The 12,583-nt window shown below is 48.8% G+C and carries 10 protein-coding genes; all 10 read right to left on the minus strand.

Annotation, left to right across the window (positions count from 1 at the left end):
* Positions 1 to 168: 168 nt before the first annotated feature.
* Genes BUB86_RS11150 through prfA form a run of 10 tightly spaced genes read right to left on the minus strand, consistent with a single transcriptional unit; the run spans position 169 to position 12,464 of the window.
* A complete protein-coding gene (locus BUB86_RS11150) occupies positions 169 to 801 on the minus strand; it encodes an HAD family hydrolase (protein ID WP_073209489.1) in 633 nt (210 codons plus the stop codon).
* Positions 788 to 2,590 carry an ATP-dependent RecD-like DNA helicase gene (locus BUB86_RS11155; RefSeq protein ID WP_073209491.1) on the minus strand — a complete coding sequence of 601 codons (1,803 nt, stop codon included), beginning with the start codon at positions 2,588 to 2,590 and terminating at the stop codon, positions 788 to 790. Before BUB86_RS11155 ends, BUB86_RS11150 begins: the two co-directional genes overlap by 14 nt.
* Positions 2,590 to 5,079 (minus strand): transglycosylase domain-containing protein, encoded by a 2,490-nt coding sequence (locus BUB86_RS11160; protein WP_410543943.1) that lies wholly within the window; start codon positions 5,077 to 5,079, stop codon positions 2,590 to 2,592. The genes BUB86_RS11155 and BUB86_RS11160 overlap by 1 nt, the downstream gene beginning before the upstream one ends.
* A complete protein-coding gene (miaA, locus tag BUB86_RS11165; RefSeq protein ID WP_073209495.1) occupies positions 5,060 to 5,980 on the minus strand; it encodes a tRNA (adenosine(37)-N6)-dimethylallyltransferase MiaA in 921 nt (306 codons plus the stop codon). The genes BUB86_RS11160 and miaA overlap by 20 nt, the downstream gene beginning before the upstream one ends.
* Positions 5,967 to 6,740 carry an acyl-ACP--UDP-N-acetylglucosamine O-acyltransferase gene (lpxA, locus tag BUB86_RS11170; RefSeq protein ID WP_073209497.1) on the minus strand — a complete coding sequence of 258 codons (774 nt, stop codon included), beginning with the start codon at positions 6,738 to 6,740 and terminating at the stop codon, positions 5,967 to 5,969. Before lpxA ends, miaA begins: the two co-directional genes overlap by 14 nt.
* 6 nt (positions 6,741 to 6,746) lie before the next feature.
* Positions 6,747 to 8,129, minus strand: a complete 1,383-nt coding sequence (locus tag BUB86_RS11175; protein WP_073209500.1) for a bifunctional UDP-3-O-[3-hydroxymyristoyl] N-acetylglucosamine deacetylase/3-hydroxyacyl-ACP dehydratase — start codon at positions 8,127 to 8,129, stop codon at positions 6,747 to 6,749.
* A gap of 27 nt (positions 8,130 to 8,156) precedes the next feature.
* Complete coding sequence (gene lpxD, locus BUB86_RS11180) at positions 8,157 to 9,203, minus strand: UDP-3-O-(3-hydroxymyristoyl)glucosamine N-acyltransferase (RefSeq protein ID WP_073209502.1); 1,047 nt, start codon at positions 9,201 to 9,203, stop codon at positions 8,157 to 8,159.
* Positions 9,204 to 9,240: 37 nt separating this feature from the next.
* Complete coding sequence (locus BUB86_RS11185) at positions 9,241 to 10,470, minus strand: HD domain-containing protein (RefSeq protein ID WP_073209504.1); 1,230 nt, start codon at positions 10,468 to 10,470, stop codon at positions 9,241 to 9,243.
* On the minus strand, positions 10,467 to 11,318 hold the full coding sequence (pyrF, locus tag BUB86_RS11190) for an orotidine-5'-phosphate decarboxylase (RefSeq protein ID WP_073209506.1): 852 nt from the start codon (positions 11,316 to 11,318) through the stop codon (positions 10,467 to 10,469). The genes BUB86_RS11185 and pyrF overlap by 4 nt, the downstream gene beginning before the upstream one ends.
* A 30-nt stretch (positions 11,319 to 11,348) precedes the next feature.
* Positions 11,349 to 12,464, minus strand: a complete 1,116-nt coding sequence (prfA, locus tag BUB86_RS11195) for a peptide chain release factor 1 (RefSeq protein WP_073209508.1) — start codon at positions 12,462 to 12,464, stop codon at positions 11,349 to 11,351.
* Positions 12,465 to 12,583: the final 119 nt, after the last annotated feature.

A 12,583-nucleotide genomic window follows, 5' to 3' on the forward strand; every position in this document is an offset into this window, starting at 1 on the left:
AAAGATTGTTTTCAGGATAACGGTGGCAAAGGTAAGGCTTTTTTTGGAAACTCACAAATTTTTTGGCGTTTTTTTTTGATGAATTGCCAATGTGTGCCTACACAATTACCAAATTTAAATAACGTTAACACAAAATGCCATGCAAACGATTGTATTTTTGATATAATTTTATTCAATTTCAAGCATCTTTGCAAGTGGCTCTGTCCAGTCTTTATTATTTTCTGGGAACAGGGTTTTCATGCCCAATGCTTCTGCTGCTTCTATGTTTTTCTTTCCATCGTCAATGAAAAGCGTTTCTTCGGCACTTGCTTGTTGTCCATCAAGCATCATCTGGAAAATCTCTGGCGATGGTTTCATGTGTTTGCACTGATAACTAAGATACAGATGGTCGAAATAGTATTCAAGAGAATGCCCTTGTCCGTCAAACTCATTACTCATGGCCCACTGCATCATGTAGGGGTTGGTATTTGAGAGCAAGCATACTTTGTATCCAAGTTGGCGTAGTTTTAATAACATCTGCAGATTCTTCTGTGGCACATACTCCACGTATCCATGCCAGGCATGGAGGCATTCTTTGTAGATTATCTCTTTGCCAATCAATTTGCTAAGTTCAATACGAAATTCTTCGGCAGTTATCAATCCTTGCTCCAAATCGCCGAAGATGCCATGTTGGTGGAAGGCGTCTAGATGTTGTCTGGCATCCTTCAGTCCAATTTCTTCGAAACGTTTTACGGCCTGTTCGTAGCTAAGTGCGATGACCACGCCCCCCAAGTCGAATGCGATGTTCTTAATCTTTTTCATTTTTCTGTAGTTTCTTTAGTCTTCGTTTTGCATCGCCGGCATCGGGGTATAGTTCCAATGCCTTCTGATAGTTGCGTATGGCAGCTTCGGGCATGTGCTCGTGTTCGCATTCGCGTCCCAGTATAGTGTATTCGGCTGCCAAACGTTTCAGTTGCTCGTTCTTGGCATCGAGTTCTGATTTCAGTTTTGCGATTTCTTTGTCTTTGCTGGTTTGTATCTCAATGATTGCACGTCGTTGTCGATTAATGATTTCCAGCTTTTTGCGGATGTATCGCTTGATGTGTGGCTTTTCGATATCATAGCGCGAGTGGATAGCCTTGAAGAAACTATCAAGAAATGCACCAAAGTCGCCCTTGTCGAATGCTCGTATGGCATCGCGATATTCGCGATCGGCCTTTCCTTCCTGCAGAGCTTGGTTTATCAGTTTCTGATCGTTATATTGGTTAGCAAACCTTACGACTTCGGCTCTTACGAATATATCGCTTTGGCGCAATGGTTCTTTCAGTGTGATGCCTTCGAGTGATGTGCAGCGCGATAGAGCCACATAAGTCTGTCCGCCAGCAAAGGCCCCTCCGCCACCAAAATCGATAGAAACCTGTTGGAATGTCAAGCCCTGGCTCTTATGAACAGTAATGGCCCATGCTAGGCGTATAGGGAATTGGGTGTAGGTGCCCAACAGTTCTTCTTCTATCTTCTGTTCCTTCTCATTGAAGGTGTATCGCATATTCTCCCAGATATCACGTTCTACATCGTACTCCAAGCCAGCTTCGGTCATAATGCCGATAATGCCCTCTTCTTCGTCGATGTATTCGATGGTGCCCAGCGTGCCATTCACCCAGCGTTTTTCTTTGTCGTTCTTGATAAATATGATTTGTGCGCCTGGTTTCAAAAGCAGTTCCATGGGGGTAGGGAGCGAATTCTCTGGAAAGTTTCCTTGTATCAGGCCTTTGAACATGGTTGGATCGCCGTCGAGGGCAGCCAGTTGTTGCTCGTTGATGAAATCTACCGTATCTCTGCGGGCGGCAAGGGTGATTTCTAGGCTAGCAGAACTAGTCGGGCTAGAGATGCTAGATAGGCTAGTATTGCTAGTATTCCTAGCTACCCGGGCATTAAGCGCTGCCAGATCGCTGGGGGTGGCGGTGTTGTTACGGATGCGATCCAGGATGGCAATGAAGTTATTATCTGTCTGACGATAAACCTTGCGTAGCTCTATTGAAACTATCGGCATAACCTGCCACACCTTGGCATTGAAGAAATAGGCCGATGGATAAAATGGCTGTAGCAGTTGGCGATCTTCATCTTTCAGAACCGGTTCCAACTGATAGATGTCACCTACTAATAGCAGTTGTTTTCCGCCGAATGGTTCTGGGTTACGCGTGTACGCGCGTAATACCTTATCTATAAAGTCGATGATGTCTGCACGTACCATCGATATCTCGTCGATGATAATCAACTCTACCTCACGTATCAGTTTGCGTTGTGCACCTGTATATTTCAGTGTTTCCTTCAGATGGCGCCAATCGTACTGTTTGTCGTTAGGCAATAGCGGATGAAAGGGCAACTTGAAAAAACTATGCAGTGTAGAACCACTTGCGTTGATGGCTGCGATGCCGGTGGGAGCCAGAATCACGTGTTTCTTCTTGGTGTTCTTCGAGATATAGCGCAGAAATGTTGATTTACCTGTGCCCGCCTTTCCTGTTAGGAAAAGCGAGCGACGGGTGTAGTTTATGATCTGAAGGGCATCTTGCCACTCCTTGTTGTCTAAATCAAGTTGTTGTTCCTCGTGCATCAGTCTTTTTTCTCAGTAGCCTCTGAGTTGTTGTTGGGTGTTGGAGTCTGATTGGCGTTTTCTGTGTCGCCCTCAGGCAGTTTGTTGCCTTCGCTTTGAACCTCAATAAACTCATCGCCATTAGCCAGTCTCAGCGAGTCAACGCCTATCGAATCTGAATCAGAAGGCAATGCCAGATAGCCTCCGCATCCATACATCGACTGATTGAGCGATGCATCGCGTGGTGCACCAAACTTGGCATGATACTTCTTGAATGCAGGATCCTTTAGCACGCTGCCAAGGAAGTAGCCACAGATGGGCAATGCAGTACGGTTACCCTGACCAAGCTGACCAGTACGGAAGTGTATGCAGCGATACTCGCCGCCTACCCATGCGCCACATACAAGATTAGGTGTGGTGCCGATGAACCAGGCATCAGAATGGTTGTTGGATGTACCGGTCTTACCGCCAAAATCAGTATCAGTCACGTCGTAGCCAACGAATCCTCTCAGGCGTGAGCTTGTACCGCTCATACCGCCCATCAGCAGCTGCTGAACCAGGAATGCACTGCGATATGGAATAGCTTGATTACCTTCCTTGGGGGCTTCGTAGATTACGTTACCATCGCGATCCTCAATCTTGCTTACCAATACGGGATCGTGTTGAACACCATCGGCACAAGGCGTACAGTAGGCATTTACCATCTCAAGCAGGTTGACGTCGCTTGAACCTAGAGCCAATGCAGGAGTTGCATCCAACTTGCTCTTGATACCCATGGCGTGAGCAGTATTTACGATATTGTCGATACCGCACTCCTGACCCAAGCGAACGGCTACAGAATTGATACTCATAGCGAAAGCCTGCTTTAGGGTTATCAGTGAGTTTGTGAATCGTCCGTCGGCATTAGTTGGAGCCCATGTAACCTCCTCGCCATGATCCATCACCTTCATTGAGAAGAACTCATCTTTACGTGTGTCGCATGGTGTAATGCCCTGATTCATAGCCTCTGTATAAACAAATAGTTTGAAGGTGGAACCTGGCTGACGCATGGCTGTAACCTTGTCATATTTCCATGTCTTGAAGTCAACATCGCCTACCCATGCCTTGACGTGACCTGTCTGCGGCTCGATGGCTACGAATCCACAGTGCATAAAGCGCTCCATATAGCGGATAGAGTCGAGTGTAGAAATCTCCTTCTCGATATATCCGTTCTCATAGTCGAACAACTTAACGGGGTGGGGCAGATTCAGATAATAATCGATAGAATCCTGATTACCATCGAACTTGCGCTCCAATACCTTATAATATGGCGTTTTCTTAGCCAGATCCTCAATGAAGTGAGGTATCTCTATATGACGCTCGTCCTGCCAGGGATTTGTTGATCCCCAGTGTGCGTTAAATGTTTTCTGTACCTGCTTCATCTGCTTTACAGCAGCTTCCTCGGCATACTTCTGCATGCGGGTGTCGAGGGTAGTATAAATCTTCAGTCCCTCAGTATAGTAGGCGTATTTCTTGTTCTCGCCGTAGTAGTCGGCACACCATCTCTTCATCCAGTCGCCCACAGCCTCACGGAAGTAGTTGGCCTCACCGTCATAAGCGTTTTCTACGCTATAGTCAAGTTTTATTTCCAACTGTTTCAGCGAGTCGCACTCTTGCTGGGTAAGGTCGCCGTGCTGTTTCATTAGGTCAAGCACGATGTTGCGGCGTTTCAGGGCGTTCTCAGGATTGATAAGCGGGTTATAGTAGGTTGTTGCTTTCAGCATACCTACCAGAACAGCTGCCTGCTCGGTAGTAAGCTCCTTTGGCGAGCAACCAAAATATGTCTTACATGCGGTCTTGATACCAAAAGCATTCGAACCAAAATCAACGGTGTTGGCATATTGAGTAAGAATCTCGTTCTTGTCGAAGAAGAATTCCAGTTTATAGGCTGTAATCCACTCCTTACTCTTCAGAATAAGCATCTTGATACCTGGGATGTTGCCAAGCAATCCAGTAGAATATTCTGAACGGGTACGGAACAGGTTCTTGGCTAACTGTTGTGTAATGGTCGAGGCACCACGTGCATCGTGATGCAAAGCATAGTCCTTCAAAGCAGCAGCAAATGCCTGATAATCGATACCGTTGTGACTATAGAAACGTTCGTCCTCGGTATCAATCAGGGCCTTCCAGAATGCGGGGGTCACATCCTCATAACCTACAGGTGTACGGTTTTCGCTGAAGAATTTGCCTATCTGCTTGCCATCGGCACTATAAATCATCGATGCCTCGGCAGGGCGCTTGTTTTTGATGGTCGACATGGATGGTGACTTACCAAACAGCCACAGTAGGTTTATGTCGACTGCTCCCAAATACAGGAAGAATGCAACTACCATCGAAGCGATAGCTACCAATATCTTAATATACCATGCACGTCCCTGATACAATCCTTTATACCATGGCCAAAGGCCTTTGATTTTCTGCAGGGCCATGTTCAGCATGCCCATGTATTTTTTAGTTGTTTCGTTGCTCATAGTCTTGAGATATGTAACTTATGATTTTTTCTTTTTCGTCTGGGTGAAACCACCTTATCTGTTCATCCTTCTTATACCATGTTAATTGTTTGCGCGCGTACCTGCGCGTGTTGCCTTTTATACGTTCCACGGCCTCTTCCAAGGTCCATGTGCCGTCGAGATAGGCAAACATCTCTTTATATCCCACCGTATTCAGTGCATTCAGGTGGCGCATAGGGTAGAGGTTGCGTGCTTCGGCCAGCAGGCCCTCGTCCATCATCTCATCCACACGCTGGTTGATACGGTTGTAAAGCTCCTCTCGGTCGCGATTCAGGCCGATTTTCAAGATTCGGAACGGACGTTGCTTCTTCTCTCGCTTTCGGAACGATGTGTAGGTCTTGCCCGTCATCAGGCAAATCTCCAGTCCGTGTACCACACGGCGTGGATTCTGCTTGTCTACTATCTCGTAGTATTCAGGGTCGAGCTTTTTAAGTTCTTCTACTAGAGGTTCTAGTCCTTCACTTGATAATCTAGCTTTAAGCAGCTCGCGGGTGTGGTCATCTACCGTGGGTATGTCGTCAATCCCGTCGCACACTGCATCGATATACATCATGCTTCCGCCGGCCATCAGCGCATAGTCGCTCTTAGCGAACTCACGTTCCAATATCTCCATTGTCTGTTGTTCAAAGAGCGATGCGCTGTAGTAGTCGTTCAGCGATAGCGATCCTACGAAGTAATGCTTTACTTTTGCCAGTTGTTCTGACGTGGGGCTCGCTGTTCCTATCTTTAGTTCCTTGTATATCTGCCTCGAATCGGCATTGATGATAGGGATGCCAAAGTGCTGGGCTATATCCAGGCACAAGGCTGTCTTGCCTACTGCCGTTGGCCCTGTTATTACTATCAGGGTCTTAGCGGATGACACCTCTCTTAGAGTTTTCGATAAACGAGCAGATATATTCTACCTCTTTCGAATCGGGGTATTTGGCACGAGCTTCAGCCACACCTTCCTTCATGATGCCGTGGCCGTAAATGATGCGATAGGCATCGTGAATTGCCTCAATTGTCTCGTTCGAGAAACCACGGCGACGTAGTCCGATGAGGTTCACACCAGCATAGCGCACAGGTTCCTTACCAGCGATGACGTATGGAGGAATGTCCTGGCTGGTACGTGTACCGCCCTGGAACATGCCGTATCCGCCTACGTGCAGGAACTGGTGGAACAAGCAGCATGCCGATATGATGGCACAGTCGTCTACAATAACCTCGCCGGCAAACTTAGTCGTGTTGCCGATGATGCAGTTATTTCCAATTTCACAGTCGTGGCCGATGTGCATATTCTCCATCAGAAGATTGCCGTTGCCCACAGTGGTCTTACCCTTTGATGCAGTGCCACGGCTGATAGTGACATTCTCGCGGATTGAGTTGTTGTCGCCAATCTCGCAGGTGGTCTCTTCGCCCTGGAACTTCAGATCTTGAGGCTTGGTAGAGATTGATGCACCTGGAAATATCTCGTTATTGTTGCCAAGGCGTGTGCCGAAGTGCAGTGTTACGCTATTATAAAGCTTGTTGTTGTCGCCTATTACTACGTTTTTATCAATCACGCAGAATGGGCCGATAATATTGTTGTCGCCCAGCTTTGCCTCTGGGTCTACAACAGCTAGTGGATGTATCTGATTTGCCATTTTCCTTTATTTGTTCTTAACGATTTGTGCAGTAAATGTAGCTTCCGAAACCACGTGGTCGCCTACGAATACGTATCCCTTCATCGATGAGATACCATGACGTACTGGTGCCAGCAGTTCTACCTTAAACAGCAGTGTGTCGCCAGGAACCACCTTCTGGCGGAATTTCACGTCGTCTATCTTCATGAAGTAGGTGCTCCAGCGCTCAGGCTCTTCCAGGGTGTTCAGTACCAGCAGTCCGCCGCACTGAGCCATAGCTTCAATCTGTAGTACACCTGGCATCACGGGTTCCTGTGGGAAGTGACCTGTGAAGAAAGGCTCGTTCGATGTCACGTTCTTTACACCAACAATGGTGGTAGCACCCAGTTCAATCACCTTGTCAACCAACTGCATGGGGTAGCGGTGGGGCAGGAGTTCGCGAATTCGGTTCACGTCCATTACCGGCTCGTCGTTTGGATCGTAGATAGGTGCCTGGATTTCGTGCTTACGAATCTCCTTGCGCATCATACGTGCAAACTTGTTGTTCACGGTGTGACCTGGACGTGTGGCAATGATACGACCCTTGATGGGCTTACCAATCAGTGCCATATCGCCGATAATGTCGAGCAGCTTATGACGTGTACACTCGTTCTCCCACTGCAGTGGCTTGTGCTGAATGTAGCCCAGGTCGGTAGCGTCACGATGCTCCACGTGCAGCATATCGGCCAGCATGTCGAGACGCTCCTGAGTGGTCTGGCGCTCGTAGATAACGATAGCGTTATCTAGGTCGCCGCCTTTGATGAGGTTGGCCTGCAGCAGGGGCTCAATGTCGCGTACAAATACGAATGTACGTGCGCTGGCTATCTCTGTGGCATACTTCTCTGGGTCGTCGAGGGTAGCAAACTGTGAGTTGATGAATTTACTCTCGAACGAGCACATGGCTGTGATGGTGAAGGCGTCGTCAGGCAGGATGGTGATGCACGATCCAGTCTGCTCGTCCTTAATCTCTATCTTCTTGCGAATGATGTAGTAATCCTTTGGTGCGTTCTGCTCCTCGATGCCCACCTCCTGAATCTTGTTCACGTAGAGGATGGCCGATCCGTCGAGGATAGGGAACTCAGGACCGTTAACCTGAATCAGACAGTTGTCGATGCCTAGTGCATAGAGCGCTGAGAGTCCGTGTTCTACGGTTGATACGCGAGCATCGCCCTTGCCCAGTACGGTACCGCGCTGGGTGTCAATCACGTTCTCGGCAATAGCGTCGATGATGGGCTGCCCCTCTAGGTCAATACGCTGAATCTTGTAACCTGTGTTCTCAGGTGCGGGGTTAAATGTAACAGTCAGGTTCAAACCTGTATGCAGTCCTTTTCCGAACAGAGAGAAACTGCCTTTCAAAGTTTTCTGTTTCATATCTTGCTAACTTTCAATTTTCAATTTTCAATTGTCATTGAGCTTTGCTTTCAGCTCGTCGAGCTCACGCTGCAGGGCAGCAACCTGACGATACATATCGGGCAACTTGGCATCGATGGCTCTTGCCTTGAAGTACATCTTGGGGTTCACGGCAGGCGAACCAATGAGCTGCTCGCCGTCGCCCTTAGTGTTGCTGATAACACCGCACTGGGCTCCCACAAATGTCTTGTCGGCCACGTGGATGTGACCTGCAAAACCGGCTTGTCCGCCAACCATACACCAGGCTCCGATCTTGGTTGATCCTGCCATACCCACCTGGGCACTCATCACGGTGTTCTCGCCAATCTCACAGTTGTGAGCCACCTGAATCAGGTTGTCCAGCTTCACACCCTTGTGGATGGTGGTCTGCCCCATGGTCGAACGGTCGATACAGGTGTTAGCACCAATCTCTACGTTGTCCTCAATCACTACGATACCAATCTGTGGAATCTTATCGTAGCCCTCAGTGTTAGGCGCAAAGCCGAATCCATCGGCACCAATCACGCTACCTGCGTGTATTGTCACATTATTTCCAATTTTGCATCCCTGGTAGATGGTTACATGGGGGTAGAGCAGGCATTTCTCGCCTACTTGCACGCCATCACCAATCACGGTGTGGGCATATACCTGGGTGCCATCGCCTACCACAGCGCCATCGCCGATAACGGCAAACGGACCGATGTAGACGTTCTGGCCAACCTTGGCCTTAGGTGATATCGATGCCAGTGGGTCGATACCTGTCTTGGCGGGCTTCATGCTCTCGTAGAACTGCAGCAACTTGGCCACGCACTCATACGCGTTTTTTACGCGAATCAGCGTGCAGCTAACGGGTTTCTCTAATTCTACGTCTTCGTTAATCAGTACTACGCTCGACTTTGTGTCGTAGATGTAGTGAGTATATTTTGGGTTCGATAGGAACGAGATGGCTCCTTCTACTCCCTCTTCAATTTTTGCAAAAGTGCGAACGGCAGCATTCTCGTTGCCTTCCACTCTTCCCTGTATCAATTCAGCAATCTGTTTGGCTGTAAATTCCATAATTCTGCTAAGTTATTAAATATCCGTGCAAAGATAACTAATTATTTTGAAATCTTTGATAACAAAGATAATATTTTCGTATTTTTTTTGAAAGTAACTGAACATTTAGCAGTTCCGATGCCTCCGAAATATCCTTTATCTCTCCGTTTTTGTAAAGTATTTGTATCTTATCGTCATCCACGTTATACATATCTTTCTGAATGGTGTTCAGGCTCATCATGTAGTGGACATCTTCGTATGCTATGTCCATCTGCTGGGCGATGGTGTGCTTTAGCTCCTCCAGGCGCTCCTCGCTGGGCATTTCCTCCAGCACCTCCACCTTGAAGATGCGGCGGTCCAGCATGTCGGTAGCCAGTGTCGACAGGATTTTGTCCTGGTGGTGCTTCCATGCCTTCATGGCGCTCCAGATGTCGCTATCGTCCAGCTCGCTGTAGTTCTGCAGCGCCTCCGGGTGTGTGGCAAACCACTCGGCATCCACGTCGTTCTCCAGGAAATAGAGTAGGGCGGGCGATGCAAATACCTGCTGACCCTTCTTGATGAGCTCCTTGGCGCGCCTCAGCATGTTTACCAGTACCTTCTCGTAGGCCACGCAGGTACGGTGCAGATACACCTGCCAGTACATCAGTCGGCGGGTGGTCAGGTAGTTCTCCAGCGAGTAGATACCCTTTTGTTCCACCACCAGCGAGTCGTCTACCACGTTGAGCATCTTGATGATACGTGCACTGCCTATGTTACCCTCAGTCACGCCGGTGTAGAACGAGTCGCGGCGCAGGTAGTCCAGGCGGTCCATGTCCAGCTGACTCGAAATGAGCTGGTGCAGGAAGTTCTTGGGATACTCGCCTTTGAATATCGAGATGGCCAAGTTCAACTGTCCGTTCATCGATCGGTTTATCTCCTCCATCATCATCAGCGATATCTCCTCGTGACTGATGCCGCTAATCAGCGTGTTCTCCAGTACGTGCGAGAACGGGCCGTGGCCTATGTCGTGCATCAGGATGGCAGCTTGTACGGCCTCGGCTTCCGAGTCAAATATAAAATTGCCCTTCTGTTGCAGGTTGAGTATAGCCTCGCTCATCAGGTGGAATGCCCCCAGCGAGTGCTGGAATCGCGTATGCCTGGCCCCAGGATACACCACAGAGGCTAACCCCAGCTGATTGATGCGGTTTAGCCTCTGGAACAGGGGGTGCTCTACAATCCCGTAGAGTATGCCCTTAGGTATCTTGATAAACCCGAAAACCGGGTCGTTTATAATCTTAACGTCACTCATTTTTTAAGAATGGCAGCCATCTGCTCCTGCAGTTCTTTGGCCTTCTGACCAGCTACCTCGGCAAAGTCCTTTTCGTTGCTGGCGTAGATGATGCCGCGACTAGAGTTTACCAGCAGTCCGCAGTCATCAATCATGCCGTATTTGCAAACCTCCTCCAGACTGCCACCCTGAGCACCAACGCCAGGAACTAGCAGGAAGTGGGTGGGGGCCACCTTACGGATATCCTCGAACATCTTGCCCTGTGTAGCACCTACTACGTACATCATGTTCTCGTCGTTACCCCATTCCTGACTCTTCTTCAGCACCTTTTCAAACAGGCGCTCGCCGTTGGCATCCTCTGTAAGCTGGAAGTCGTGACTACCCTTGTTCGATGTCAGAGCCAGCAGTACTACCCACTTGCCGTCGTAACCCAGGAACGGTGTTACTGAGTCCTCGCCCATGTAGGGTGCCACGGTCAGTGCATCCACATTGTAGTTCTCGAAGAAAGTCTTGGCATACATCTTCGATGTGTTGCCGATATCACCGCGCTTAGCGTCGGCGATGATTAGGTGGTTAGGATAGTTCTCCTGCAGATACTCAATGGTACCCTCGAAGGCAGCTATACCCTCCATGCCGTAAGCCTCGTAGAAGGCCAGGTTGGGCTTGTAAGCCACGCAGTAGGGCGCAGTTGCGTCGATAATGCGGATGTTAAACTCAAGCAGCATGCCGAAGGTCATTTCCTCCTCCTCATACTCCTTCTTTACAATCTCCTTCAGCCCTTTAGGCATCTTGTCTAGGTCTGTATCCAGGCCTACACACAGAAAGCTCTGCTTCTCGCGTATCTGCTTAATTAACTCCTGTCTGGTCATGTTTAATGTTCAATATTCAATGTTCAATGATTACAGTTCGTTTTCCTTCATGCGCTCGGCGTTCTCAGCCACTGTCAGCGCATCAATCATAGCCTGAATGTCGCCACCAAGGAAACCCTGCAGGTCGTGGGTTGTGTAGCCTATGCGATGATCGGTAACGCGACCCTGTGGGAAGTTGTAGGTGCGGATTTTGGCTGAGCGGTCACCTGTTGATACCAGGCTCTTACGTCGGCTTGCAATATCGTCTACATACTTCTGGTGCTCCTTATCGTAGATGAAGGTATACAGACGGCTCAGCGCACGCTCCTTGTTCTTAGGCTGGTCGCGGGTCTCAGTACACTCAATCAGAATCTCCTCGGTCTCGCCAGTGTTGGGGTTCTTCCACATATAGCGCAGACGTACACCCGATTCAACCTTGTTTACGTTCTGACCACCTGCACCACTCGAACGGAAGGTATCCCACTTGATTTCACCCTCGTTCACGTGCACCTCAAACTTGTCGGCCTCAGGCAGCACGGCTACTGTGGCAGCACTGGTCTGCATACGTCCGTTCGACTCGGTCACTGGCACACGCTGCACACGGTGCACACCGCTCTCGTACTTCAGTGTTCCGTAAACGTCGGCTCCGCTTACCGAGAAGTCAATCTCCTTGAATCCTCCCACGGCACCCTCCGATACGTAGGTTATACTGAGCTGCCAGCCTTTCGACTCGCAGTAGTTCTTGTACATCTTAAACAGGTCGCCGGCAAACAAGCAAGCCTCGTCGCCACCTGTTCCGGCGCGAATCTCCATCTCTACGTTCTTAGCGTCCTCGGGGTCTTTTGGTATCAGTGCTATCTTAATTTCCTCTTCCAGCTGTGGCTGCAGCTCTTCGTTCATAGCCAGTTCCTCGCGAGCCATCTCCTTCATTTCAGGGTCGCTCTCGTTGGCCAGAATATCCTTGGCCTCTTTAATGCCGTTCAGGCAGGCAATATAACGCTTGCGGGCGTCCATAATGTCGCCCAGGTCTTTATATTCCTTAGTAAGTTTTACGAATCTCTGCTGGTCGGCAATTACTGCAGGGTCGGTAATCAGTGTCGATACCTCCTCGAATCTTGCCTCCAGTCCATCTAATTTCTGTAGAATGCTGTTGCTTGTTTCTGCCATATTCTGTTCAATCCTTTAATTTGGGGTGCAAAGATACGAAAAAATTACCAAACGGCCAATTATTCGTCGTTTTTTTTGCATTTTTCGTTTAAAGTGCTTATCTTTGCAGCCAATTATTA

The sequence above is a fragment of the Xylanibacter ruminicola genome (genome assembly GCF_900142525.1).
Lineage (GTDB): Bacteria > Bacteroidota > Bacteroidia > Bacteroidales > Bacteroidaceae > Prevotella > Prevotella ruminicola_A.